The sequence below is a fragment of the Burkholderia sp. FL-7-2-10-S1-D7 genome, assembly GCF_001524185.1.
GTDB classification, from domain to species: Bacteria; Pseudomonadota; Gammaproteobacteria; order Burkholderiales; family Burkholderiaceae; genus Burkholderia; species Burkholderia diffusa.
This window is the reverse complement of sequence record NZ_LOWY01000050.1, coordinates 46795-72025: the sequence shown is the minus strand read 5'-3', so window position 1 is coordinate 72025 and position 25231 is coordinate 46795. Positions and strand designations below refer to the sequence as shown.

Below are 25231 nucleotides of genomic sequence, written 5' to 3'. Positions count from 1 at the left end.
ATGCGCTGCCGGGACCGCTGGCAGGCCGATCGTTTGCCGGTCGAGAAAAAGAAGTAAACCGCTATTATGCCAGCCGTCCCGTGCCCGCGGGCCGTGTGAACCGTTCAGACCACACGGACCTGCCGCGCAGACGGCCCGGTGCAAGCGCCGTCGACCCGCGCCGCTTCGGTCAAACCGGCCGGTTCGCCGCCGTCGGCACGGCCCGGCGGCATCGCGCCGGGCCCGCCCCTGCTCACTTTCGCGCGCCGCGCAACTCGGTCACCGCGGCCTGCAGCGCCTCGGGTGTCGCGACCGAGGCCGGGATCGGCTCGCCGACCGCGAGCGTCAGTCGGCTCATCACGCCGCGCTTGATGGGTCGCGGCATGCGCGCATCCGCATGACGGGAGAAATAGCTGCCCCACAGCCCGCGCAACGCCATCGGAATCACGGGCGCCGGCGTACGGCTCAGGATTTCGGTGATGCCGTGGTGGAACATGTTGATGTCCCCCGTCTTGGTCAGCTTGCCTTCCGGGAAGATGCACACGAGTTCACCCTCCTTCAGCGCGGCCTCGCACGCGTCGTACGCGCGCGCGAGCATGTCGGGATCCTCATGGCGCGGCGCGATCGGAATCGCCTTCGCATGCCGGAACACCCAGCTCGCCAAGCGTGTCTTGAATATCCGGTGATCCATCACGAACCGGATCGGCCGCGGGCTCGCCGCCGCCAGCACGAGCGCATCGACGTAGCTCACGTGGTTGCATACGAGCACGGCGGCGCCCTCTTCCGGGATCCGCTCCGCATGCACGAGGCGAATCCGGTAGAACGTGTGCACCAGTACCCACGCGACGAAGCGCAGCAGGAACTCCGGAACGAGCAGGTAGATGTACGTCGCGACCACGACGTTCAGCAGCGCGGTGACGAGGAACAGGCCCGGGATGTCGACGCCGGCCTTGGTCAGCCCCATCGCCATCAGGGCCGACAGGATCATGAACAGCGCGTTCAGGATGTTGTTCGCGGCGATGATCCGCGCACGATGGGTCGGCGCGCTGCGACTCTGGATCAACGCATACAGCGGCACGCTGTAGAAGCCGCCGAACATCGCGAGCAGGAACAGGTCGGCCAGGATGCGCCAGTGGCGCGCACCGGCCAGGAATTCCCCGACCGACAGCAGATGCCCGGGCGACGGCAGCGAGTGGCTGGCGAAATACAGCTCGATCGCGAACACGCTGATGCCGATCGAGCCGAGCGGCACGAGGCCGATCTCGACGCGCCGCTGCGACAGCCGCTCGCACAGCAGCGAGCCGAGGCCGATCCCGACCGAGAACGTCGCGAGCAGGACCGTGACGACATCGGGGCTCGCGGACAGCACGTCCTTCGCGAAATTGAAGAATGACGTCAGGAACGTCGCGCCGACGAACCACAGCCACGAGATGCCGAGCAGGCTCAGGAACACGGTGCGATTCTGTCGCGCGAGCCCGAGGTTGCGCCACGTCTCGCTGAGCGGGTTCCAGTTGATCACGAGATCGGGCTGCGGCGCAGGCGTCGGCGGCACGCGCTGCGCGACGAGCCGCCCCGCGAGCGCGATGACGACGACGCTGACGGCGAGCACGCGCTCACCGCTGCCTTCGATGCCCGCGGCCGCACCGCCGATGATCGTCCCGATCAGGATCGCGATGAACGTGCCCATCTCGACGAGGCCATTGCCGCCGACCAGTTCGTGGTCGCCGAGATGCTGCGGCAGGTACGAATACTTGACGGGGCCGAACAGCGTCGAGTGCATCCCCATCATGAACGTGCACAGATACAGCAGCGTCGCGCTGTGCGTGACGAAGCCGGCCGCGCCGACCAGCATCAGCACGATCTCGAAGGTCTTCACGAAGCGCGTGAGCGTCGCCTTGTCGTATTTGTCGGCGATCTGGCCGGAGGTAGCCGAAAACAGCACGAACGGCAGAATGAAGATCGCGGAAATCAGGAATGCGGCCGTCTTCGCGTCGACGCCCGAGAACCGCGCGGTGTGATAGGTGACGAGCGATGTGAATCCGATCTTGAACACGTTGTCGTTCAGCGCCCCGAGGAACTGGGTCGTGAAGAACGGCGCGAAACGGCGCTGGCGCAACAGGTCGAACTGCGACGCGTGGGCGCGCCGTTCACCGCGCGAAGCGGAAGAGACTTGCGTGTGATCGCTCATGCGGAATACGCGCGCGTCGTCTAGGCGAAGCTGCGCGGGCCTTGTATGGTTGTCGAAAAAACGGCGGCGCAGGCTGAACCTGCGCCGCCGCGCGCCGAGTGGCAGCGCCCGCGCGTCATGGCACAGGGCGCGACGTGCTTCACGACTTCTGCGCTTCGGCTTCCGATTCCGGCCAGTCGCGGATGTACGCCTTCAGCATCCGGTTCTCGAAGCTTTGCGCCTCGACGACCGTCTTCGCGACGTCGTAGAACGAGATGACGCCCATCAGCACCTTCTTGTCGAGCACCGGCATGTAGCGCGCGTGGCGCTCGAGCATCATCCGGCGCACTTCGTTGACATCGGTTTCCGGCGTGCACGTGAGCGGCTCGTCCATCACCTTGCGCACCTGCACGTCGCCGATCGCGCCGCCGTTCACGTGGAGACGCAGGATGATCTCGCGGAACGTCAGCATCCCGACGAGATCGCCGTACTCCATCACGACGAGCGAACCGATATCGTGTTCGGCCATCGTATCGACCGCTTCGCGCAGCGGCTTATCGGGCGTCACCGTAAACAGCGTGTTGCCCTTCACTTTCAGAATATCGCTGACGCGCATCGTAGTCCCCTCATGCTTGAATGCAAATCCGCTTTCGATCCTATCGGAAAGCCTGTCAAAAGGAAAGCGCGGGCCCGCGCGGCGCGGCCGCCCCCGCTTGCGGACGCGAGCCGCCCGCCGCACAATGACTCCATCGACAGCGGCCCGAGGAGACGGCCATGGCGCATACGCATACGGAGCAATTCGCCAGCTTCGCTGACTTCTACCCGTACTATCTGAACGAACACCAGAACCTCACGTCGCGGCGGCTGCACTTCATCGGCTCGCTCGGCGTGATCGGCTGCGTCGCGATGGCGATCGCGACGGGCCACTGGCCGTGGCTGCCGGCGGCGGTCGTGTGCGGCTACGGATTCGCGTGGGTCGGACACTTCTTCTTCGAGAAGAACCGCCCCGCCACGTTCCGGCACCCGATCTACAGCCTGATGGGCGACTGGGTGATGTTCAAGGACATCTGCATCGGGAAGATCCCGCTGTAACGCGCGCCCGGCGGCGCGTCACGCCGTTTTCGGCGGTCGCGCGTGCGGGTCGGGCGCCGCGCCGGGCACAGGCCCCGGCACGGTCTCCGCCGGCTGCACGCCGGCGAGCCGGTGCTCGGCGATCAGCGACGCAAGCGATACGTCGAACCTGTCGTTCGACAGCACCTCGAGCAACGCCGCACCTTCGACGTGGCTGCGGCGTCGCTGCAGTTGGTAAGTCAGTTCCGTGCGGTCGATCACCAGCACGTCGAACAGCTGCGCCAGCGTCAGTTGCTCCGGATTCGCCAGCAGGATGTAGCGCGGCGCGACTTCGCCGTTTTCCAGCCGCGCGATCCATTCCCGCTCCTCCATCGTCAGCAGCAGCCGCTGCGCGGTTTCCATGTCGCAGCGCAACATGGTCGCGAGCCGCATCGCGGTATAGCCCGCCTTGCCGATCGCGCGCGCCTCAGCCAGTCGCGCGAGCAATTCGAGCGCGTCGAGCAGGTCGCTGCCCGGATAGTGGATGCGATGGAACTGGCCGACGCGAATCGCCGGCAGCGCGGACGCCACCATCGCGCCGAGCAGCGCGATGAACCAGCTCAGATACACCCACAACAGGAACACCGGCAGCGCCGCGAACGCGCCGTATACGGCCGTATAGGTCGGAATGCGCCGCACGTAATAGCCGAAGCCGCGCTTCGCGAGCTCGAACGCGATGGCAGCGAACAGCCCGCCGATCACCGCGTCGCGCCATGCGACCGTGCAGTTCGGCAGATACACGTACAGCAACGTGAACGCGAGCACGGTCAGCGGCAGCGACACGAACGCGAGCAGCCATTCGACGATCGACGTCGACGGCACGGCGCCGGTGAACGCCAGCGACTGCGTGAACAGGTACGACGAGATCGACAGGCTCACGCCGAACAGCAAGGGGCCAAGCGTGATCAGCGCCCAGTACGCGAGCACGCGCTGCGCGAACGGCCGCGGCTTGCGCACCCGCCAGATCAGGTTGAACGCGGACTCGATCGTCATCATCGTCATCACCGACGTGACGACGAGCACGATCAGGCCGGCCGTCGTCAGCCCCTTGGCCTTCGACGCGAACTGGTTCAGGTACTTGAAGATCTGGACGTTGAACTGCGCGGGCATCAGGTGATCCGCGAGGAACCCCTGCAGCGAGATCTGAAACGATGCGAACATCGGGAACGCGGTGAACAGCGCGAACGCGACCGTCACGAGCGGCACGAGTGCCAGCATCGTCGTGAACGTGAGGCTACCCGCCACTTGCGGGATGCGATCCTCGGCGCTACGCCGGGCCGCGAACTGCGCGAGGCGCTTGAGGGTGTCGAGATCGACGCTCAACTTCGGCAAACGGCTTCTCCTTCTCGATGGCGCGTGCGCGACGGCGCGCGGCCGCCGCGCTGCGCGGCGACTTCAGCCCCTATAATAGCCGCTCGATCCAGCAGGGGCCGACTGCACCGGGCATGCGCGCGGCCGCACGCGGCCCCCTCGCCCATGAAAGACATTCTCGTCCTCTATTACAGCCGTCACGGCGCCACGCGCGATCTCGCACTCGCGATCGCGAACGGCATCGACAGCGTGCCCGGCATGCAGGCCCGCATCCGCACCGTGCCGCCCGTCTCGACGGTCTGCGAAGCCACCGCCCCCGACATCCCCGACGACGGCCCGCCCTACGCGGAACTCCGCGACCTCGAGGAATGCGCGGGCCTCGCGCTCGGCTCGCCGACCCGCTTCGGCAACATGGCCGCCTCGCTCAAGTATTTCCTCGACGGCACGACCCCGCAATGGCTGTCGGGCGCGCTGACCGGCAAGCCGGCCTGCGTGTTCACGTCGACCGGCAGCCTGCACGGCGGCCAGGAATCGACGCTGCTGTCGATGATGCTGCCGCTGCTGCATCACGGGATGATGATCGTCGGGATCCCGTACACGGAATCCGCGCTCAGCACGACGCGCACCGGCGGCACGCCGTACGGCGCATCGCACGTGTCGCAGCGCGAGCGCAGTGCGCCCGAAGGGCTGTCGGCCGACGAAAAGGCGCTCGCGGCCGCGCTCGGCGCGCGGCTCGCCCGCGCGGCGGCGGCCCTGTCCGCCGCCCAGGCGGCCGAAGCCGCATGAATGCGCCCGCCCGGCCCGCCGTCGCCGCCCGGCCGCGCTACGCGCAGGCAGCGGCCGCGTGCCTCGTCGCGCTGATCGCGCTGTCGCTCGCGTGGGAACTGTGGCTCGCGCCGCTGCGCCCGGGCGGCTCGGCGCTGATGCTCAAGGCCGTGCCGCTCGCGCTCGCGCTGCCCGGCGTCTGGCGGCGTAACATCTATACGATGCAGTGGGCGAGCATGCTGATCCTCGTCTACTTCGCCGAAGGCATCGTGCGCGGCATGTCCGACCGCGGGTTGTCCGCGACGCTCGGCTGGTGCGAGACCGCGCTCGCCGTCGGCTTCTTCGTGGCAGCGCTTGCGTACGTCGCGCCGTTCAAGCGCGCGGCGAAGCGGCAGCGCGCCGCGTCCTGACCCTTACGCGACCGAACGTGATGAATTCTTCCGAAGCCTTCGTATCCGCCTGCCGCGACGCGATCGGCGCCCCCTACGTTCTGACCGATCCGCACGACACCGAGCCGTTCCTGATCGACTGGCGCCGCCGCTACAAAGGCCGCGCGTGCGCGGTGCTGAAACCGGCCGATACGGCCGAAGTCGCCGCGCTCGTCCGGCTCGCGAACACGCATGGCGTCGCGCTCGTGCCGCAGGGCGGCAACACGGGCCTCGCCGGCGGCGCGACGCCTGACGCGAGCGGCGACCAGGCCGTGCTGAGCCTCGCACGCCTGAACCGCGTGCGCGCGCTCGATCCGCACAACAACACGATCACGGTCGAAGCCGGCGTGATCCTCGCCGACGTGCAGGCACGCGCCCGCGAAGGCGGCCGGCTGTTCGCACTGAGCCTCGCTGCCGAAGGCAGCTGCACGATCGGCGGCAACCTGTCGACCAACGCGGGCGGCACCGCGGTGCTGCGCTATGGCAACGCGCGCGAGCTGTGCCTCGGGCTCGAGATCGTGACGCCGCAGGGTGAGATCTGGGACGGCCTGCGCGGCCTGCGCAAGGACAACACGGGCTACGACCTGCGCGACCTGTTCATCGGTGCGGAGGGCACGCTCGGCATCATCACGGCCGCCGTGATGAAGCTGCATCCGCTGCCGGCCGCGCAGGTCACCGCGCTGGCCGCGCTCGAGTCGCCGCACGCGGCGCTCGACTTCCTCGCGCTCGCGCAGCGCGCGGCCGGCCCGCTGCTGACCGGCTTCGAGCTGATGTCCGACTTCTGCATGCAGCTCGTCGGCAAGCACTATCCGCAACTGCGCTATCCGTTCGACCGCACGCATGCGCAGACGGTGCTGCTCGAACTGTCGGACAACGAAAGCGAAACGCACGCGCGCGCGCTGTTCGAGAAGCTGATGGAAGAGGCGTTCGAGGCCGGGCTCGTGGTCGACGCGGTGGTCGCGGAAAATCTCGCGCAGTCGCGCGCGTTCTGGGACCTGCGCGAACACATCCCGCTCGCGCAGGCCGACGAGGGACTGAACATCAAGCACGACATCGCGGTGCCGATCTCGTCGATCGCGCGCTTCATCGACGAAACCGATGCGGCAATCCAGCAGGCCGCGCCCGGCGCACGGATGGTCACGTTCGGCCACCTCGGCGACGGCAACCTGCACTACAACGTGCAGACGCCCGAAGGCGGCGACCCGAAGGCGTTCCTCGCGGAATTCCAGAAACCGATCAATCGCATCGTCTACGACAACGTGCACCGCCACCACGGCACGATCAGCGCGGAGCACGGGATCGGCCAGCTGAAGATCGACGACGCGCAGCGCTACAAGTCGCCGGTCGAAACGGCACTCATGCGCACGCTGAAAACCGCGCTCGACCCGCGCGGGCTGATGAATCCCGGCAAGGTCCTGCGCTGAAGCCCCAACCCGGAGCGATGTCCATGAGAGTTCGCGTCCTGTCCGACCTGCATCTCGAAAGCAACCAGCCCGACACGATCGCGCATGCCGACGCGGATCTCGTCGTGCTGGCCGGCGACATCCACAATCACGCGGAAGGCCTGCGCTGGGCCGCCGAAACGTTCGATACGGACGTGCCGGTGATCTACGTGCCGGGCAACCACGAGTACTACGACGGGGAGTTCGGCGCGCTCGAATCCGCGATGCGCGACGCCGCGCAGGCGATCGACAACGTGCATTACCTGAACAACGGCGTGTACGTCGATCCGGCGCAGCGCTTTCGCGTGCTGGGTACGACGCTGTGGTCCGATTTCTCGCTGTTCGGCGCCGACGAGGCGAGCATCGCACGCGCGATCGACGCCGGCATGCGTGTGATGCTCGATTTCAAGGGCTTGATCCAGGTGACGTGGCCGCACGATGCGGCACTGCATGCCGCGCAGGCGCCGGAGCGGGATTTCACGCCGGCCGACGCGATCGCGCTGCACCGGCAAGGCCGTGCGTGGCTGGAAGCACGGCTCGCGACGCCGTTCGACGGCCGCACGATCGTCGTCACCCATCATGCGCCGCACCTGCGCTCGCTGGCCGAGCGTTATGCGGAAGACCTTGCATCGGCGGGATTCGTCACGGACATGGCTGAACTCGTGCGGCCGCCCGTGGACCTGTGGATCCACGGCCACACGCATACATCATTCGATTACGTGATCGACAGCGGCACGCGCGTGGTGTGCAACCCGCGCGGCTATATCCACCGGCGCACCGGCGAGCTGGAAAATCCCGCGTTTGCGTGGGACAAAGTGGTCGAACTCGGCTGAGCGTCCGGCCATCGGGCCGCGTGATACGGCCCTTTCCGATCCGAGAGGTGTCCGATCAGCGATCGGCGCGGCGCGATCCATTCGACGACGGGCGCACCCGCACAGGCACCGGCTTCATCCGTGCCTTCATCGCGCGCAGCAGATCGCGCGTTGCCGCGGCGGCAGCAGCCGCACCAAGCAGAATTCCAAGGCCGATCATAAGTTGCGTATCCATTGCGACTCCGGGTATGGGCAGATCCAAATCTCTCTGATTTGAACAGTATCAAACTGTCCGCCGTCCGAGGGTAAAAAAGTGTTGCGCGAACGACAAATCTCGTCAGATCGGGCGCGACCGCGCGCTCATGTCGCAGCCGTGAACTGCGCGAGCGCGGCTTCGTCGGCTTCGAGCGTGAGCGGCAACTCGTCGCGCAAAAAATCGACCCAGGTGCGGATTTTCGCGTCGAGGTACTGACGCGACGGATACAGCGCGTAAATGTTCATCACGTGCGACCGGTATTCGGGCATCACGCGCACGATGTGTCCGCTGCGCAGCCCGGCGATCGCCGAATAGAGCGGCAACCCGCCGATCCCCATCCCTTCCCGCACGGCCACCGCGAGCGCCTCTGCGACGTTCACGCGGAACGGCGGCGCCGTGACCGGAATCACCTCGTCGCCGCGCGGCCCCGACAGCGCCCACTCGTCGAAGTGAAAGCCCGGCGCGACCATCCCGAGGCAGACGTGATGCTCGAGATCCGCGGGAGTCCGCGGCACGCCGTGCGCGTCGATATAGCCGGGCGACGCGCACACGACGCTGTAACTCTCGCCGAGCCGCTGCGACACGAGCCCCGAATCGGGCAGGTCGCGGCCGACGACGATCGCGACGTCGTACCCCTCGTCGAGCAGGTCAGGCATCCGCTGCGCGAGCGTCAGTTCGACGTGCACGTCCGGATAGCGCTGCCGATAGCGCGCGATGGCCGGCACCAGGTAGTGCTGCCCGAGGCTCGTGAAGCAATGGACCTTCAGCTTGCCCGATGGGCGCGCGTGCGCGTCGCCCGCTTCGGCTTCGGCCTGGTCGACGTACGCGAGGATCTGCTCGCAGCGCTGCAGGTAGCGCTCGCCTGCCTCGGTCAGCGCGATCCGGCGTGTCGTCCGGTTCAGGAGGCGCGTGCGCAGGTGCGCCTCGAGATCCGACACGGCGCGCGACGCGTAGGCGGTAGTCGAATTCATCTGCTGGGCGGCCGCGGTAAAGCTTCCCGCGTCGACCACGCGGACGAATACCCGCATGTTTTGTAGCGTATCCATCCCATTACCCGTTTGAATCCGGATGGATTGTTGCACAGGGTCGAACAAATATTATCTCAGGATTCGTAAAAATGACTTGCATCCTTGTCCATTTATTCAGGAATCACTGAAAAATATAATCGCATCCGACTCATCTATATCCGAAAGGGAGAAAATCGTGCGGTCTCCGGCAACAAAAGGGACGCTGGCACTGGCGGTTCTTGCAGTCTCATTAATAATGGCCGGGTGCGCGAGCATGGGCGACAACAAGCCGCAGTCCGCCCGCATCGAAGCGAACACGCTCGATGCCGGTGCCGCCATCCGCGCGGCGGACCGCGACGCGGGCTGGCCCGCGTCCGACTGGTGGCGCGCGTACCGCGACCCGCAGCTCGACGCGTGGATCGCCGCCGCGCAGGCCGGCAACCCGACCCTCGCGGCCGCCGAGGCCCGCGTTCGCGAAGCGCAGGCGATGGCACGCGTGGCCCGTTCGGCGGAATTGCCGCAGATCAACGGCAACCTGTCGCTGATGCGCCAGCACTGGCCCGATAACGTCTACTACGGCCCGGGGCCGCTCGCCAACACCGACACGTGGAACAACACCGGCACGCTCGGCCTGTCGTACCACCTCGACCTGTGGGGCAAGGACAAGAACGAGACCGAGCGCGCGCTCGACACCGCGCATGCGACCGCAGCCGACGCACGGGCGGCGAAGCTCGAGCTCGAGGTCAACGTCGTACGCGCGTATGTCGGCATGTCGATGAACTACGCGCTGCTCGACCTCGCGCACGAAACGTTCGAACGCCAGCGCTCACTGGCCGATCTCGCGCGCAAGCGCCTGCAGGCCGGCCTCGGCACGCAGCTCGAAGTCAGTCAGGCCGAATCGACGCTGCCCGACTACGAGCGCCAGATCGACAGCTACGAAGAAGCGATCCAGCTCGCGCGCCACCAGCTCGCCGCGCTCGCGGGCAAGGGCCCGGGCGCCGGCGATGCGATCAAACGGCCGAGCCTGTCGCTCGACGCGCCGGCCGGCCTGCCGTCCGCCATGCCTGCCGACCTGCTCGGCCGCCGCCCGGACGTCGTCGCGGCCCGCTGGATGGTCGACGCGCAGGCACGGGGCATCGATGTCGCGAAAGCTGCGTTCTACCCGAACATCGATCTGCTCGCGACGGTCGGCGGCTTCGGCGTGACCGCGCCGTTCACCGACTTCCTGCGGGCGATGAACGGCGGCTGGACGGCCGGCCCCGCGCTGTCGCTGCCGATCTTCGAAGGCGGCCGCCTGCGCGCGCAACTCGGTGCGGCCGACGCCGGTTACGACCAGGCGGTCGAGCGCTACAACCAGACGGTCGTCGGCGCGCTCAAGGACATCGCCGACCAGGTCGTGCGGATCCGCTCGCTCGATACGCAGAAGAAGGACGCCGCGCGCTCGGTCGCCGCCAACGACCGCAGCTACCAGCTGTCGCGCGAAGGCTTCCGCCGCGGGCTAACCGATTACGTGAACGTGCTGGTCGCGCAACAGCAACTGCTGCGCGCGCAGGAGACGGCGGCCCGCATTGACGCGGAACGCCTCGCCGCGCACGCACAGCTGATGGCCGCGCTCGGCGGCGGCGTCGAAACGGAAACGGACGCTCAGGGCGGCCATCCGCCGCACCACGAAGCCGCCGCGAGTGCCGCGCCGGCCGCACGGTAACGCGGAGCAATCGCCATGTCCGCCTCCTCCCCCGCTTCCACCCACGCCGCCGGCCCGCTCGCGACCTGGTCCGCCGCATTCGGCGACTGGGCCCGCAGCGACGGCGCCGCGTGGCTCTATCTGTTCAAGGCACTGCTCGCCGCGTTCATCGCGACCGGCGTGTCGATGCGGCTCGACCTGCCCGCGCCGAAGACGGCGATGACCACGGTGTTCATCGTGATGCAGCCGCAAAGCGGCGCGGTGCTCGCGAAGAGCTTCTACCGGGTCGCCGGCACGATCTTCGGGCTGATCGCGACGCTCACGTTCGTCGGGCTGTTCCCGCAGCAGCCGCAGCTGTTCCTGCTGGCCGTCGCGCTGTGGGTCGCCCTGTGCACGGCCGGCGCCGCGCGCAACCGCAACTTCCGCAGCTACGGCTTCCTGCTCGCCGGTTACACGACCGCGCTGATCGGGCTGCCGGCATCGCAACATCCGGACGGCGCGTTCATGAGCGCGATGACGCGGGTCGCCGAGATCATGGTCGGGATCGTGTCGGCAGGCGTCGTCAGCGCGCTGGTGTTTCCGCAGTACACCGGCGAGCAGATGCGCACGACCGTGCGCAAGCGCTTCAGCAGCTTCGTCGACTACGTCGCGGCGGCGCTGTCGGGCCAGCTCGACCGCGCGCACATCGAAACCATCCATGCGCGCTTCGTCGCAGACGTGGTCGGCTTCGAAGCGGCACGCAGCATGGCCGTGTTCGAGGATCCGGACACGCGGATGCGCAGCGGCCGCCTCGCGCGGCTGAACAGCGAGTTCATGAGCGTATCGAGCCGCTTCCACGCACTGCACCAGTTGATGAACCGGCTGCGCGCAGCCGGCGCGCAGGCCGCGATCGATGCGATCGAGCCGTACTTCCGCGAAATCGCGCCACTTCTGACGCGCAATGGCGAACCGGTACGCTCGTCGGCCGACGCCGCGCTCGCGGCTGAACAGCTGCTCGCGTGGCGCGACGCGCTGCCGCGCCGCATCCGCGTGACGCGCGCCGCGCTCGAGACGCAACCGGATTTTCCACTGCTCGACTTCGACACGGCCACCGAGCTGCTGTACCGCTTCATCACGGACCTGCACGAATACGCGGCGACCTATGCGTCGCTGTCGACCCCGACGCACGAGCGCGAACGCTGGATCGAGCGCTACGAACCGCGCACCAACGTGACGGCGATGGTGATCGCGGCGATTCGCACCGCGACCGTGATCCTGGTGCTCGGCTGGTTCTGGATCGAAACCGCGTGGCCGAGCGGCGTGACGATGACGCTGACGGCCGCGGCCACCTGCGCGCTCGCGTCGTCGACGCCGCGCCCGACCGCGATGTCTGCCCAGATGGGCATGGGTACCGCGCTGGCCGTATGCACGGGCTTCCTGCTGACATTCGGCATCTACCCGCACATCGACGGCTTCCCGCTGCTGTGCGCGGCCCTCGCGCCGCTGCTCGCGATCGGCATCTTCATGACGTTGAAGCCGAAGCTCGCGGGCTACGGGATGGGTTACCTGATCTTCTTCAGCTTCCTCGCCGGCCCCGACAACATCACGCACTACGACCCGATGAGCTTCATGAACGATGCGCTCGCGCTGGTGCTGTCGATGCTGGTCTCGGCGATCGCGTTCGCGGTGCTGTTTCCGCCGACCGCGCCGTGGCTCAAGAAGCGGCTGTTCGCCGACCTGCGCCACCAGGTGGTCGCCGCGTGCCACGCACGTCTGGCCGGACTGCGCACGCGCTTCGAGAGCGGCGCGCGCGACCTGATGTTCCAGGCGCACACGCTATCGGCCGACCAGCCCGACGTGCAGCGCGACGCGCTGCGCTGGATGTTCGCGGTGCTGGAGACGGGCAATGCGGCGCTCGACCTGCGCACCGAACTGGCGACGCTGCCGTCCGACCCGCGCTATGCGCCGACGACACCGTGGCGACGCGCGATCGAGACGATGCGAACCGCGCTGTCCGCGCTGTTCCGCAAGCCGAACGCAGCGCGCTTCGACGCGACGCTCGACGCGGTCAACGCCGCGATCGACGCGACCCGGCAGACGCTCGATGCGTTCACGCCGTCGCGCGAGGAGCGTCATCGGCTGCAGCGCATCCTGAGTCATCTGCATTTCGTACGCACGGCGCTGCTCGATCCGGAATCGCCCCTCGAGCCGCTCAACCGCAGTCACCCCGTGCGTCCCCAACAAGGAGCCTCGTCATGATGCCGCGTGAAATCGCCATTCTCGATGCCTACATGCCCACGGTGGTCCTGATGTTCGTCCTGGGCGCGCTGGCGACCTGGGCCGTCGACCGCCTGCTTGCCTACACGGGCCTCTACCGTCTCGTCTGGCACCCGTCGCTGTTCCGCGCGTGCCTTCTCGTCTGCATTTGCGGCGGACTGAGTCTTGCCGTTTACCGTTGATTCCGAACCATCATGATTCTCAGAAAACTCTTCGGCTTCGTCGCGACCGCCGTCATCCTTCTCGTCGCGATCCTGATCGGGCGCTCGCTGTGGGTGCACTACATGGACGATCCCTGGACGCGCGACGGGCGCGTCCGTGCCGAGATCGTCAACGTCGCGCCGGACGTGTCGGGCGCGATCGTCGAGCTGCCGGTGCATGACAACCAGCTCGTGAAAAAAGGCGACCTGATCATGCAGATCGACCCGTCGCACTATCAGATCGCGGTCGAGCAGGCGCAGGCGGCCGTCGCCGCCCGCCGCGCGGAACTGCAGATGCGCCGCGACGACGCGGCCCGTCGTGCCGACCTCGACGCGCTCGTCGTGTCGAAGGAAAACCGTGAGAACGCGGCGCACAGCGCATCGAGCGCCGACGCGCAGTACCAGCAGGCAATCGCCGCGCTCGACGCCGCGAAGCTCAATCTCGAACGCACGCGCGTGGTCGCGCCGGTCGACGGCTACATCACGAACCTGCAGACGTTCAAGGGCAACTACGCGGTGGCCGGCCAGGCGAAGCTCGCGATCGTCGACAGCCATTCGTTCTGGGTCTACGGCTACTTCGAGGAAACCAAGCTGCCGCGCGTGAAGGTCGGCGCACCGGCCGAGATGCGGCTGATGAGCGGCGGCGTGATGAAGGGCCATGTCGAGAGCATCTCGCGCGGCATCTACGATCGCGACAACCCGCAAAGCCGCGACCTCGTCGCGGACGTGAACCCGACCTTCAACTGGGTGCGCCTCGCGCAGCGCGTGCCGGTGCGCATCCGCATCGACGAAGTGCCGGCCGACGTGGTGCTGTCGGCGGGCACGACCTGCACGGTCATCATCGATCCGGACAAGCAGAAGAAGTCGTGACGGCACTCCGGCCGGGCGCCACCGCACCCGGCCGCGTCATTCCCAGAAGAACCGGTAAGGCAGGAACGGCGACGGGCCAAGCCCGTATTCGCCGAGCATGTTGCGCATTCGCATCGCGAAGCCGACGGCGCCGATCACGGCCAGCGCAACGATGACGTGCCGGCGTCGGATCCCCGGCACATGCTGTAGCGGCACGAACTGACAGCCCATTGCGAACAGCACGAGCCACTGGAAACGCAGCCCCGCATAGCTGACCCGCGCGAGCGCGAAGCTCGCGATCTCGCAGACGAACAGGAACACGAGCGTGCGCGGCATGCGCGCCAGCAGCACCCAGCCGGCAGCGAGCGTCAGCATCGCAAGGCCGAGCGGTGCGCCGCCCGATATCTGCGCGGGCGGCGTGAACGCCGCATACAGGCCGACCTTCGCGAGCAGCGCGTCGTGATGCATCGCGAACAGCACGCCGCCGATCGCGACCGCCAGCCCCGCGTAGCGCAGCCGGCGCAACCGTCCGATCTGCAGCAGCACGACAAGCAGCGCCGCCGACACGTGCATGCTGGTCGCCGCGGCCGCGAACGCGAACGACGCGCCGTGCCGCCTGCGCGCCCACGCGTCCGAAGCAAGCTTCGCGACACAGAACGCGACGCCGTAGCGCAAGCCGCTCATCGCCATGTCGTAGAAGAACAGCGGAAAGATCAGCGTGGCGAACACACATGCGTCCTCGGCGCTCCGGCCGAACGCGGCCACGCACGCGACGACGACCAGCAGCGACAGGATCGCCATCGCGATGTACGGATCGTGCCCGAGCCACTCGAGCGCGCGCACGAGCCAGACGAAGCCCGGTTCGAGCGTGCGCGGTACGACCTTCAGGTTGCCGCTCCAGATGCCGGTAATGATGTCGTGGTAGATCGCCGTGTCGGTGCCCGTCCGGCCCCGCAGCACGGCGAACGCGGCGGCCGGCGCGATGCCCGCCGCGAGCCATCGCCACGCGGCCGTGCGCGTGCGCATTCCGATCGCGGCGGACGCGAGCATCCACACGTATCCCGTCAGGTAAATCGTCATTGTCATTGTTACGACTCGCTCGGCGTGCGGTCGCACCGGAGTCGGTGCGACCGCACGCCGAGCGAGTCTGGCCCCCATCTATGTGGAGGCGCATTGTAAGGGATTGCGTGCGGGCCGACTGCACGGAAAGTCACCGATCGACAGCAGCCCGCCAGCCTGCGCGTCGCTCACGGATGGCTCGCGACGGCGTGGGACGGAGCGACGCTCAGGCCGCGATGCGAAAGCGTCCGACCAGCGACTTGAGCGCCTGCGCCTGCTCGTCGAGCGCATTCGCTGCTGCGGCCGCCTGTTCGACGAGCGCCGCGTTCTGCTGCGTGCCGGCATCCATCTGCGTGACGGCGCGGCCGATCTCGTCGATCCCCGCGCTCTGCTCGTCCGACGCTGCGGAGATCTCGCCGATGATGTCGGTCACGCGCTTGACCGCCCGCACCACGTCGTTCATCGTGCGGCCCGCATCGTGCGCGAGCGCCGCGCCGTTCGCGACGCGTTCGACCGACGCGCCGATCAGCGCACGGATCTCCTTCGCCGCGGTCGCCGCGCGCTGCGCAAGCAGCCGCACCTCGCCCGCGACCACCGAAAAACCGCGTCCCTGCTCACCCGCGCGCGCCGCCTCGACCGCGGCGTTCAACGCGAGAATGTTGGTCTGGAACGCGATCCCCTCGATCGTGCCGATGATGTCGCGAATGTTCTTCGCGCTGTCGTCGATCTCGCTCATCGTCGCGACCACGCGCCCGACGACTTCGCCGCCCGCCTCCGCGACGGCCGACGCATTGGCCGCCAGCGCGCTCGCTTGCCGCGCGTTCTCGGCATTCTGCCGCACCGTCGACGTGAGTTCCTCCATGCTGGCCGCGGTGCGCTCCAGCGCGACGGCCTGCTGCTCGGTGCGCCGCGACAGGTCAAGGTTGCCGGTCGAGATCTCGCCCGACGCGGCCGCGATCGCCTCGGCGCTGACGGCGATCTCGCCGACGGTCGCCGCGAGCCCGGTCTGCATCTCGGACAGCGCACGCACCATGCTGTCGCGGTCGTGCCGGCCGAGCGGTATTTGCCGTGTGAGGTCGCCGCGCGCGATGTCGGCGGCGATCGCCTTCGCGTCCGCGGGCTCGCCGCCGAGCTGTGACGCGAGGCGGCGCACGACCCCTTCGGCAATCGCGATCGCCAGCACGATCAGCGCGGCCGTCATCGCCGCGATCATCGCGAACGACGACGAGAAGATCGTTGCGGACGCATCGAGCGTCGCCTTCGACTTCGCGCCGCGCGTCTTCACGAGCATCGCGACGAGCTTCTCGAGCTTGCCGGTCTCGACCAGCAGCGACACGTCCTGCGTGCCGACTTGCCAGTTCATCTGCGACAGGTCGAGCGGCTGCGCCTGCACGAGCGTGACGAAATCGCGCAGATGGCCGCTCCACGTGCCTACCGCCATCGAGAACCCGCGCAGTCGCGCGGAATCGTCCGCATCGGACGGATCGGCGTATCGCTGCAGCGTCGCGAGCGCCTGGCCGATCGACGCGAGCCCCGCGCCAACCTCTGCGCCCAGATCGTCGCGCTCCTTCGCAGTGGTCGCGGTCAGCAGCATCTTCTGCGCGCGGCTCGCGCGCAGCACCTCGGCGCGCACCTCCGCCGCCGCCCGGCTCGCGACGTGCCCCTGCTCATAGACCGACGCAATCGACGCGTTCAGCCGGCTGATCTGCCACAACGAAAACACGCCGATTGCGAGCGTGCCGGCCAGCACGATCGCGAAGGCCGCGCGCAACGTCGCCTTGACCGTCCACGACCGGCGTTCGCGCCGGGCTGCGTGCGCGCGCCGTGGGGCGGGCCTGGCGGCTGCGTTGGATGCGGCGGCGGCCGCAACCGGCCGCGGATGCAATGAAGCTGCTTTCATCGATATTTCCCCGTATTGATCATGCCGCCGGAAAGGTCGGTTCCGGCGGCCGGCATTCCCGCGATGGCCCGCCATGCCGCGCGCCCTGCGCTCGCCCGGCTCGTGGCCGGTGCCGCACGTGGCGCACCTGTGATGTCGCTGCGTCGTTCTACGGCCGCCATCGGCGCACCTTGAGTCCGGGCAAACACCGATCCGGTCCCGCGCGACCGATGAAAGGCGGACCCGCCGCAGCGTCGCAGCGTTATACCTGGCCAAAAACGCGTCATGGCCGAATCGTCACGGCAATGTCCGAATCGCGACAAAACTTGTCCTGACATTCTCGATACGCCACATTACACTTCTTTGACGCAACAACGATTCGAACGCGCCGATCCCCATCAGAGCGCGTCCCGCCACCTCAACTCGCTCAGCTCACATGGAAACCAGCCTCGATACGGGCGCCGGCGCAGCAGCCGCAGCCCAGCCGTCTGCCCCACCCGCTCCGCGTACCGTTTACCCCGTGCTCGGCGCGATCAGCTTCTCGCACATGCTCAACGACATGATCCAGTCGTTGATCCTCGCGATCTATCCGATGCTCAAGAGTCAGTTCGCGCTGTCGTTCGCGCAGATCGGCCTGATCACGCTGACCTACCAGATCACCGCGTCGCTGCTGCAGCCGCTTGTCGGCCTGTACACGGACAAGCGGCCGAAGCCGTATTCGCTGCCGGTCGGGATGGGCTTCACCCTCGCGGGGCTGCTGCTGATGTCGGCCGCACAGAACTTCCCGATGCTGCTGGCGGCGGCGGCGCTGGTCGGCTGCGGCTCGTCGGTGTTCCATCCGGAATCGTCGCGCGTCGCGCGGATGGCATCGGGCGGCCAGCACGGGCTCGCGCAGTCGCTGTTCCAGGTCGGCGGCAACGCAGGTTCGGCACTCGGGCCGCTGCTCGCAGCACTGGTCATCATTCCGCACGGCCAGCACAGCATTGCGTGGTTCTCGGCGGCCGCGCTCGTCGCGATGGTCGTCCTCACGCAGATCGGCCACTGGTACAAGAAGCATCCGTCGATGAAGAAGAAGGCCGCGGCGGCCGGCCATCCGACGCTGTCGCAGGGCCGCGTGCTCGCCGCGATCGGCGTGCTGGTGCTGCTGGTCTTCTCGAAGTACTTCTACCTCGCAAGCATCAACAGCTATTTCACGTTCTACCTGATCGACAAGTTCCACCTGTCGGTGCAGGCCGCGCAGATCCACCTGTTCGTGTTCCTCGCGGCAGTCGCGGCCGGCACGCTGATCGGCGGGCCGGTTGGCGACCGGATCGGCCGCAAGTACGTGATCTGGGTGTCGATCCTCGGTGTCGCGCCGTTCACGCTGCTGCTGCCGTACGCGAACCTGTTCTGGACAAGCGTGCTGAGCGTGATCATCGGCGTCGTGCTGGCATCGGCGTTCGCCGCGATCCTCGTCTATGCGACGGAGTTGATGCCCGGCAAGGTCGGGATGGTCGCGGGCCTGTTCTTCGGCTTCGCGTTCGGCCTGGGCGGCGTGGGTGCGGCCGTGCTCGGCCAGCTCGCGGATGCGACGAGCATCACATTCGTCTACAAGGTGTGCTCGTTCCTGCCGCTGATCGGCGTGCTGACGGTGTTCCTGCCGAACCTCGAAAGCAGCCGGCGCAAGAAGACGTGACGAACCGGCCGCGGCATGTGTGCCGCGGCCGACCGAGTCGAAGGGAACGTGCGACGGCGGCTTCAGGCCGCCGTCGTCGCATGCAGCGAAAGGAAACGCTTGAGGATGCCGGACGAATAGCTGCTCGCGATCGCCGACAGGAAGTGCGAGAACGACTGCGTCGCATGATCGTCGGCCGTGTCCGAGATCGTGCGCACGATGGCGAACGGCACGTCGTGCTCGGCGCACACCTGCGCGATCGCCGCACCTTCCATCTCGACCGCGAGCGCGTCCGGCAGCGCGTCGCGCAGCGCGACGACTTCCCGCTCGCTCGACACGAAGCGGTCGCCGCTGATGATCAGCCCGCCATGCAACGTCGCACCCGCCAGCCCGAAACGCTCGGCGAACTGCGCGCCCTCCTCGGCGACGAACATCGTGCACGCGGCCTTCAGACGAGCCGTCAGCGCCGCATCGGTCGCGAACCGCGTGATGCCGAGCAGCGGCACCTCGTAGCGCGGAAACAGCGGCGACGCATCGAGATCGTGCTGCAGCAGCAGATCGGCGACGACCACGTCGCCGACGCGTACCGTGCGCGACACGCCGCCGGCGACGCCGGTGAATACGATGCCGGACACGCCGAACACATGAATCAGTGCGCTGACCGTCGCGGCGGCCGCAACCTTGCCGACCCGCGCGAGCGTGACGACGCAGGCCGCGCCGTGCACGGTGCCGATGTGATAATCGCGAAGACCGAGCGTGATCGTCTTCATCGCGCCTTCGGCACGCATCGCGGCGATCAGGTCGCCGAGTTCCTCGGGCAGCGCTGCCAGAATGCCGAGCGGGCGCGTCGAAACCGTTTCAGTCATGGCGATGCTCATCATTCCACCGCCTGCAGTTTCGCGACCGCCAGCGCGAGCCACTTCTCGCCGTGACGTTTGAACTTCACCTGCGCCTTCGCATCGGCGCCGTTGCCTTCGAGCGCGGTGACCGTCCCCTCGCCGAACTTGGTATGAAATACCTGCTGGCCGATGCGGAAGCCGGTGTCGGCCGCGCGCTGCTTGTTCGCGAACGCCGGCAGCGGCGCGGAGACCGCCGCGTCGACGACCTGCTCGCGACTGCCGCCGCCCGGCCGCGCGAACCAGTCGCGCCCCCAGCCGGCGTTGTCCGAGCGGCCGCCCCAGCGCGAACCCGCCTCGACCTTCGGCGTGAGCCACTTCAGCACGTGCTCCGGCAATTCGTCGAAAAAGCGCGAGCGCACGTTGTATCGCGTCTGGCCGTGCAGCATCCGGCTCTGCGCGAACGACAGGTAGAGCCGCTCCTTCGCGCGCGTGATCGCGACGTACATCAGCCGCCGCTCCTCCTCGAGACCATCCGATTCGAGCACGCTGTTCTCGTGCGGGAACAGCCCTTCCTCGAGGCCGGTGATGAACACGGCCGAGAATTCGAGACCCTTCGCCGCGTGCACCGTCATCAGCTGCACCGCGTCCTGGCCGGCCTGCGCCTGGTTGTCGCCGGCTTCCAGCGACGCGTGCGACAGGAAGCCCGCGAGCGGCGTCATCGTGTCGGGGTTCTGCGCCGGGTCGCCGAGCGGCGCCGGATCGAGCACGTCGACTGTCGGATCGTCCGCGTCCACGCCAAGCTCCGGCGCCGCGATCGCGCCCGCGCGCAGCGGAATCGAGCGGGCCGGCGCATCGAGCCCGTAACCTTCCTCGCTGACGAACGCGGTGGCCGCGTTCACGAGTTCCTGCAAGTTCTCGAGGCGGTCCTGGCCTTCGCGCTCGCCCTGGTAGAAATCGGCGAGGCCACTCGCGCGCACGACGTATTCGACCGTTTCCGGCAGGCTCATCTGCTGCGTCTCGGCGCGCATCTTCGCGACGAGGTTCGCGAACGCGCCGAGGCTCGTGCCGGCCTTGCCGGTGACGTACGGGATCGCCGCGGCCATCGAGCAGTCGTACAGGCGCGCGGCGTCCGCGAGCTGCTCGATCGAGCGCGCGCCGATCCCGCGCGTCGGGAAATTCACGACGCGCACGAACGCGGTGTCGTCGTTCGGGTTGTCGATCAGGCGCAGGTACGCGAGCGCGTGCTTCACTTCCTGGCGCTCGAAGAAGCGCAGGCCGCCGTACACGCGATACGGGATGCCCGACGTCATCAGCGTGTGCTCGATCGCACGCGACTGCGCATTGCTGCGATACAGGACGGCAACCTCGCTGCGCGACATCCCGGTGTTGATCAGCGAGCGGATCTCCTCGACGATCCAGCCGGCTTCCTGCGCATCGGTGCTCGCCTCGTACACGCGCACGGGCTCGCCATGGCCGGCGTCGGTGCGCAGGTTCTTGCCGAGGCGATGCGAGTTGTTCGAGATCAGCTGGTTCGCCGCGTCGAGGATGTTGCCGTGCGACCGGTAGTTCTGCTCGAGCTTGATCAGGTTGCGCACGCGGAATTCGTCTTCGAAGTCGCGCATGTTGCCGACGTTCGCACCGCGGAACGCGTAGATCGACTGGTCGTCGTCGCCGACCGCGAAGATCGCGTTCTCGCCGCCCGCGAGCATCTTGAGCCACGCGTACTGCAGCTTGTTGGTGTCCTGAAACTCGTCGACGAGAATATGCTTGAAGCGCGCCTGGTAGTGCGCGCGCAGCGGCGCGTTGTACGCGAGCAGCTCATAGCAGCGCAGCAGCAGCTCGGGGAAATCGACGACGCCCTCGCGCTGGCACTGCTGGTCGTACGCCTGGTAGAGCTCGACGAACTTGCGGTTGAAGTTGTCGGACGCGTCGACCTTGTCGGGACGCAGCCCCTGCTCCTTCGCGTTGTTGATGAAGTACTGGACGTTCTTCGGCGGATATTTTTCGTCGTCGACATTCGCCGCTTTCATCAGCCGCTTGATCGCGGACAACTGGTCGGCCGTGTCGAGGATCTGGAAGGTCTGCGGCAGGCCGGCGTCGCGCCAGTGCGTGCGCAGCATCCGGTTGCACAGCCCGTGGAACGTGCCGATCCACATGCCGCGCGTGTCGATCGGCATCATCGCCGACAGCCGCGCCATCATTTCGCGCGCGGCCTTGTTCGTGAAGGTGACGGCCAGCACGGTGGCCGGCGACGCGTATCCCTGCTGAATCAGCCACGCGATGCGCGTGATCAGCACGCGGGTCTTGCCGCTGCCCGCCCCCGCGAGGATCAGCGCCGGTTCGTTCGGCAGCGTGACGGCGGCGTATTGTTCAGGGTTCAGATTGGCGAGCAGATCGGGCATGGAGCGGCAGCGGGCGTGCGAGAAAAATGCGGACCCGCCATTATAAGTCGGCCGCGCGATGCCGTTTCCGATCCGCTCCGCCGCATGCCGTCGCGCGCGTTGCGGCGCCCCTGCGACCCGCCCGCACGGGCCAGCGATGGCTGGCCGATGTGCATCCATTTATAATTGTCAGATTCGGCATCCAATTCACGCATTTTTCGGCAGATTTCCACCATGAGCGACAACACGCTTGCGAAGAGTTTCGAGCCCCGCACCATCGAGTCCCAATGGGGGCCGGAGTGGGAAAAGCGCGGCTATGCGGCCCCGGCCTTCGATCCGGCCCGCCCCGATTTCTCGATCCAGTTGCCGCCGCCGAACGTGACGGGCACGCTGCACATGGGCCACGCGTTCAACCAGACGATCATGGACGGCCTCACCCGCTACCACCGGATGCTCGGCGAGAACACACTGTGGCTGCCCGGCACCGACCACGCGGGGATCGCGACCCAGATCGTCGTCGAGCGCCAGCTCGACGCACAGGGCGTGTCGCGCCACGACCTCGGCCGCGAGAAGTTCGTCGAGCGCGTGTGGGAATGGAAGGAAAAATCCGGTTCGACGATCACCGGCCAGGTGCGCCGCCTCGGCGCGTCGCCCGACTGGTCGCGCGAATACTTCACGATGGACGACAAGATGTCGGCCGCCGTGCGCGACGTGTTCGTCACGCTCTACGAACAGGGCCTGATCTACCGCGGCAAGCGCCTCGTCAACTGGGATCCGGTGCTGCTCACCGCGGTGTCGGATCTCGAGGTCGCGAGCGAGGAGGAAAACGGCCACCTGTGGCACATCCGCTACCCGCTCGTCGACGGCTCGGGCTCGCTGACCGTCGCGACGACGCGTCCCGAGACGATGCTCGGCGACGTCGCGCTGATGGTCCATCCGGAAGACGAGCGCTACGCGCACCTGATCGGCAAGCTCGTCACGCTGCCGCTGACGGGCCGCGAGATCCCGGTGATCGCCGACGACTACGTCGACCGCGAGTTCGGCACGGGTGTCGTGAAGGTCACGCCCGCGCACGACTTCAACGACTATCAGGTCGGCCTACGCCACAACCTCACGCCGATCGAGATCCTGACGCTCGACGCGAAGATCAACGACAACGGCCCCGAGCAGTATCGCGGCCTCGACCGCTTCGACGCGCGCAAGGCGATCGTCGCCGACCTCGATGCGGAAGGCTTCCTCGACTCCGTGAAGCCGCACAAGCTGATGGTGCCGCGCGGCGACCGCACGGGCGTCGTGATCGAGCCGATGCTGACCGACCAGTGGTTCGTCGCGATGACGAAGCCGGCGCCGGAAGGCACGTTCAACCCGGGCAAGTCGATCACCGAAACGTCGCTCGACGTCGTGCGCAACGGCCAGATCAAGTTCGTGCCGGAAAACTGGACGACCACCTACTACCAGTGGCTCGAGAACATCCAGGACTGGTGCATCTCGCGCCAGCTGTGGTGGGGCCACCAGATTCCCGCATGGTACGGCGAGAACGGCGAGGTGTTCGTCGCACGCAACGAGGAAGATGCGCGCGCGAAGGCCGCCGCGCAGGGCTACACGGGCGCGCTGAAGCGCGACGAGGACGTGCTCGACACGTGGTTCTCGTCGGCGCTCGTGCCGTTCTCGTCGCTCGGCTGGCCGAACGAAACGCCTGAGCTGAAGCATTTCCTGCCGTCGTCGGTGCTCGTCACGGGCTTCGACATCATCTTCTTCTGGGTCGCCCGGATGGTGATGATGACGACGCACTTCACCGGCAAGGTGCCGTTCCACACCGTCTACGTGCACGGCCTCGTGCGCGACGCGGAAGGCCAGAAGATGTCGAAGAGCAAGGGCAACACGCTCGACCCGATCGACATCGTCGACGGCATCGACCTCGAAACGCTGGTCGCGAAGCGCACGACGGGCCTGATGAACCCGAAACAGGCCGCCACCATCGAGAAGAAGACGCGCAAGGAATTCCCGGACGGCATCGCCGCGTTCGGCACCGACGCGCTGCGCTTCACGATGGCGTCGATGGCGACGCTCGGCCGCAACGTGAATTTCGACCTTGCGCGCTGCGAAGGCTATCGCAACTTCTGCAACAAGCTGTGGAACGCCACGCGCTTCGTGCTGATGAACTGCGAAGGCCACGACTGCGGCGCCGACAAGCCGGAAGTCTGCGGCGCGGGCGACTGCGGCCCCGGCGGCTACCTCGACTTCTCGGCGGCCGACCGCTGGATCGTGTCGCTCCTGCAGCGCACCGAGGCCGACATCGCGAAGGGCTTCGCCGACTACCGCTTCGACAACATCGCCACCAGCATCTACAAGTTCGTGTGGGACGAGTACTGCGACTGGTACCTCGAACTCGCGAAGGTGCAGATCCAGAACGGCACGCCGGAACAGCAACGCGCGACGCGCCGCACACTGCTGCGCGTGCTGGAAACGGTGCTGCGCCTCGCGCACCCGATCATTCCGTTCATCACCGAAGCGCTCTGGCAGAAGGTCGCGCCGCTCGCCGGCCGTTATCCGCAAGGCAAGGCCGAGGGCGAAGCGTCGCTGATGACGCAGGCGTATCCGGTCGCGAACCTGCAGAAGATCGACGAGGCATCGGAGCAATGGGCGGCCGACCTGAAGGCGATCGTCGACGCGTGCCGCAACCTGCGCGGCGAGATGAACCTGTCGCCGGCGACCAAGGTGCCGCTGCTCGCGGCCGGCGATGCCGAGCGCCTGCGCTCGTTCGCGCCGTACGTCCAGGCCCTCGCCCGCCTGTCGGAAGTGCAGATCCTGGCAGACGAAGCCACGCTCGACCAGGCGGCGCACGGCGCGCCGATCGCGATCGTGGGCCCGAACAAGCTGGTGCTGAAGGTGGAAATCGACGTCGCTGCCGAACGCGAGCGCCTGTCGAAGGAAATCGCGCGCCTGACGGGCGAGATCGCGAAGTGCAACGCGAAGCTCGGCAACGAGGCGTTCGTCGCGAAAGCGCCACCGGCCGTGGTCGAACAGGAGCAGAAGCGCGTCGCGGAATTCCAGAGCACGCTGGACAAACTGCGCGCTCAGCTCGATCGGTTGCCTGCGTAACAAACGGTAAGGTCGTTTGCGTTCACTATAATCGGAACGTGAACATAGACT

At 67.3% G+C, this 25231-nt stretch carries 20 protein-coding genes; 11 read left to right on the top strand and 9 right to left on the bottom strand.

The features are described from left to right. Positions 1-232 precede the first annotated feature (232 nt). Both WS75_RS18045 and WS75_RS18040 read right to left on the bottom strand, forming a co-directional pair. Positions 233-2167 (bottom strand): MFS transporter, encoded by a 1935-nt coding sequence (locus WS75_RS18045; RefSeq protein WP_059681751.1) that lies wholly within the window; start codon positions 2165-2167, stop codon positions 233-235. Between the two features lie 139 nt (positions 2168-2306). Beyond that, positions 2307-2762 carry a CBS domain-containing protein gene (locus WS75_RS18040; RefSeq protein WP_059681750.1) on the bottom strand — a complete coding sequence of 152 codons (456 nt, stop codon included), beginning with the start codon at positions 2760-2762 and terminating at the stop codon, positions 2307-2309. Between the two features lie 158 nt (positions 2763-2920). On the opposite strand from WS75_RS18040, the gene WS75_RS18035 reads away from it, so the two are divergent. Beyond that, a complete protein-coding gene (locus tag WS75_RS18035) occupies positions 2921-3238 on the top strand; it encodes an Mpo1-like protein (RefSeq protein WP_059681749.1) in 318 nt (105 codons plus the stop codon). An 18-nt stretch (positions 3239-3256) separates the two neighbouring features. Here the strand turns inward: WS75_RS18035 and WS75_RS18030 are convergent, their stop codons facing one another. Then, the gene (locus WS75_RS18030; RefSeq protein ID WP_059681748.1) at positions 3257-4588 is read right to left on the bottom strand and encodes a YihY family inner membrane protein; all 1332 of its coding nucleotides are present in this window, start codon (positions 4586-4588) and stop codon (positions 3257-3259) included. 144 nt (positions 4589-4732) lie between these two features. Here WS75_RS18030 and wrbA point away from each other — a divergent pair, with 144 nt between their 5' ends. From wrbA to WS75_RS18010, 4 genes are read left to right on the top strand one after another with little or no spacing between them, the layout of a single operon-like run. Then, complete coding sequence (gene wrbA, locus WS75_RS18025; protein WP_059681747.1) at positions 4733-5353, top strand: NAD(P)H:quinone oxidoreductase; 621 nt, start codon at positions 4733-4735, stop codon at positions 5351-5353. Then, complete coding sequence (locus WS75_RS18020) at positions 5350-5742, top strand: DUF2069 domain-containing protein (protein ID WP_059681746.1); 393 nt, start codon at positions 5350-5352, stop codon at positions 5740-5742. The genes wrbA and WS75_RS18020 overlap by 4 nt, the downstream gene beginning before the upstream one ends. A gap of 20 nt (positions 5743-5762) precedes the next feature. Beyond that, entirely contained in the window at positions 5763-7184 is a 1422-nt protein-coding gene (locus WS75_RS18015) for an FAD-binding oxidoreductase (RefSeq protein ID WP_059681745.1), read from the top strand. A 23-nt stretch (positions 7185-7207) separates the two neighbouring features. Further along, positions 7208-8035 (top strand): metallophosphoesterase, encoded by an 828-nt coding sequence (locus WS75_RS18010; protein WP_059681744.1) that lies wholly within the window; start codon positions 7208-7210, stop codon positions 8033-8035. Between the two features lie 55 nt (positions 8036-8090). On the opposite strand, the gene WS75_RS34195 is transcribed toward WS75_RS18010, so the two are convergent. Continuing rightward, on the bottom strand, positions 8091-8249 hold the full coding sequence (locus tag WS75_RS34195) for a hypothetical protein (protein ID WP_167357986.1): 159 nt from the start codon (positions 8247-8249) through the stop codon (positions 8091-8093). 125 nt (positions 8250-8374) lie between these two features. After that, positions 8375-9316, bottom strand: coding sequence for a LysR family transcriptional regulator (locus tag WS75_RS18005; RefSeq protein WP_059681743.1), 942 nt, complete (start codon positions 9314-9316; stop codon positions 8375-8377). A gap of 157 nt (positions 9317-9473) precedes the next feature. Between WS75_RS18005 and WS75_RS18000 the strand changes: the two genes are divergently transcribed. The 4 genes from WS75_RS18000 to WS75_RS17985 are packed head-to-tail and all read left to right on the top strand — an operon-like array spanning position 9474 to position 14287. After that, positions 9474-10982: an efflux transporter outer membrane subunit gene (locus WS75_RS18000; RefSeq protein WP_257129405.1), complete on the top strand. Its 1509-nt coding sequence runs from the start codon at positions 9474-9476 to the stop codon at positions 10980-10982. A gap of 15 nt (positions 10983-10997) precedes the next feature. Further along, positions 10998-13199, top strand: a complete 2202-nt coding sequence (locus WS75_RS17995) for an FUSC family protein (RefSeq protein ID WP_059681742.1) — start codon at positions 10998-11000, stop codon at positions 13197-13199. Next, positions 13196-13399 carry a DUF1656 domain-containing protein gene (locus WS75_RS17990; protein ID WP_011351756.1) on the top strand — a complete coding sequence of 68 codons (204 nt, stop codon included), beginning with the start codon at positions 13196-13198 and terminating at the stop codon, positions 13397-13399. Before WS75_RS17995 ends, WS75_RS17990 begins: the two co-directional genes overlap by 4 nt. 12 nt (positions 13400-13411) lie before the next feature. Beyond that, positions 13412-14287: an efflux RND transporter periplasmic adaptor subunit gene (locus WS75_RS17985; RefSeq protein WP_047900486.1), complete on the top strand. Its 876-nt coding sequence runs from the start codon at positions 13412-13414 to the stop codon at positions 14285-14287. 36 nt (positions 14288-14323) lie between these two features. Here WS75_RS17985 and WS75_RS17980 read toward each other — a convergent pair whose 3' ends face one another. Continuing rightward, complete coding sequence (locus WS75_RS17980) at positions 14324-15352, bottom strand: EpsG family protein (RefSeq protein ID WP_179948928.1); 1029 nt, start codon at positions 15350-15352, stop codon at positions 14324-14326. 199 nt (positions 15353-15551) lie between these two features. After that, positions 15552-17225: a methyl-accepting chemotaxis protein gene (locus WS75_RS17975; RefSeq protein WP_059681740.1), complete on the bottom strand. Its 1674-nt coding sequence runs from the start codon at positions 17223-17225 to the stop codon at positions 15552-15554. A 415-nt stretch (positions 17226-17640) separates the two neighbouring features. Between WS75_RS17975 and WS75_RS17970 the strand changes: the two genes are divergently transcribed. Next, positions 17641-18879, top strand: coding sequence for an MFS transporter (locus tag WS75_RS17970; RefSeq protein ID WP_059681739.1), 1239 nt, complete (start codon positions 17641-17643; stop codon positions 18877-18879). Positions 18880-18941: 62 nt separating this feature from the next. On the opposite strand, the gene WS75_RS17965 is transcribed toward WS75_RS17970, so the two are convergent. After that, entirely contained in the window at positions 18942-19739 is a 798-nt protein-coding gene (locus WS75_RS17965) for a 5'-methylthioadenosine/adenosylhomocysteine nucleosidase (protein ID WP_059681738.1), read from the bottom strand. Further along, entirely contained in the window at positions 19736-22099 is a 2364-nt protein-coding gene (locus WS75_RS17960) for a UvrD-helicase domain-containing protein (RefSeq protein ID WP_059681737.1), read from the bottom strand. Before WS75_RS17960 ends, WS75_RS17965 begins: the two co-directional genes overlap by 4 nt. A 213-nt stretch (positions 22100-22312) precedes the next feature. On the opposite strand from WS75_RS17960, the gene WS75_RS17955 reads away from it, so the two are divergent. After that, positions 22313-25180 (top strand): valine--tRNA ligase, encoded by a 2868-nt coding sequence (locus WS75_RS17955; RefSeq protein WP_059681736.1) that lies wholly within the window; start codon positions 22313-22315, stop codon positions 25178-25180. Positions 25181-25231 lie beyond the last annotated feature (51 nt).

Bases quoted from the DNA above. Each gene is read 5' to 3' on its own strand.
- WS75_RS18005 (WP_059681743.1), bottom strand. From the start codon at position 9,316: ATGGATACGCTACAAAACATGCGGGTATTCGTCCGCGTGGTCGACGCG.
- WS75_RS17970 (WP_059681739.1), top strand. From the start codon at position 17,641: ATGGAAACCAGCCTCGATACGGGCGCCGGCGCAGCAGCCGCAGCCCAG.
- WS75_RS18015 (WP_059681745.1), top strand. From the start codon at position 5,763: ATGAATTCTTCCGAAGCCTTCGTATCCGCCTGCCGCGACGCGATCGGC.
- WS75_RS17960 (WP_059681737.1), bottom strand. From the start codon at position 22,099: ATGCCCGATCTGCTCGCCAATCTGAACCCTGAACAATACGCCGCCGTC.
- WS75_RS18010 (WP_059681744.1), top strand. From the start codon at position 7,208: ATGAGAGTTCGCGTCCTGTCCGACCTGCATCTCGAAAGCAACCAGCCC.
- wrbA (WP_059681747.1), top strand. From the start codon at position 4,733: ATGAAAGACATTCTCGTCCTCTATTACAGCCGTCACGGCGCCACGCGC.
- WS75_RS17995 (WP_059681742.1), top strand. From the start codon at position 10,998: ATGTCCGCCTCCTCCCCCGCTTCCACCCACGCCGCCGGCCCGCTCGCG.
- WS75_RS34195 (WP_167357986.1), bottom strand. From the start codon at position 8,249: ATGGATACGCAACTTATGATCGGCCTTGGAATTCTGCTTGGTGCGGCT.
- WS75_RS17975 (WP_059681740.1), bottom strand. From the start codon at position 17,225: ATGAAAGCAGCTTCATTGCATCCGCGGCCGGTTGCGGCCGCCGCCGCA.
- WS75_RS17985 (WP_047900486.1), top strand. From the start codon at position 13,412: ATGATTCTCAGAAAACTCTTCGGCTTCGTCGCGACCGCCGTCATCCTT.
- WS75_RS17980 (WP_179948928.1), bottom strand. From the start codon at position 15,352: ATGACAATGACGATTTACCTGACGGGATACGTGTGGATGCTCGCGTCC.
- WS75_RS17955 (WP_059681736.1), top strand. From the start codon at position 22,313: ATGAGCGACAACACGCTTGCGAAGAGTTTCGAGCCCCGCACCATCGAG.
- WS75_RS17990 (WP_011351756.1), top strand. From the start codon at position 13,196: ATGATGCCGCGTGAAATCGCCATTCTCGATGCCTACATGCCCACGGTG.
- WS75_RS17965 (WP_059681738.1), bottom strand. From the start codon at position 19,739: ATGATGAGCATCGCCATGACTGAAACGGTTTCGACGCGCCCGCTCGGC.
- WS75_RS18035 (WP_059681749.1), top strand. From the start codon at position 2,921: ATGGCGCATACGCATACGGAGCAATTCGCCAGCTTCGCTGACTTCTAC.
- WS75_RS18040 (WP_059681750.1), bottom strand. From the start codon at position 2,762: ATGCGCGTCAGCGATATTCTGAAAGTGAAGGGCAACACGCTGTTTACG.
- WS75_RS18020 (WP_059681746.1), top strand. From the start codon at position 5,350: ATGAATGCGCCCGCCCGGCCCGCCGTCGCCGCCCGGCCGCGCTACGCG.
- WS75_RS18045 (WP_059681751.1), bottom strand. From the start codon at position 2,167: ATGAGCGATCACACGCAAGTCTCTTCCGCTTCGCGCGGTGAACGGCGC.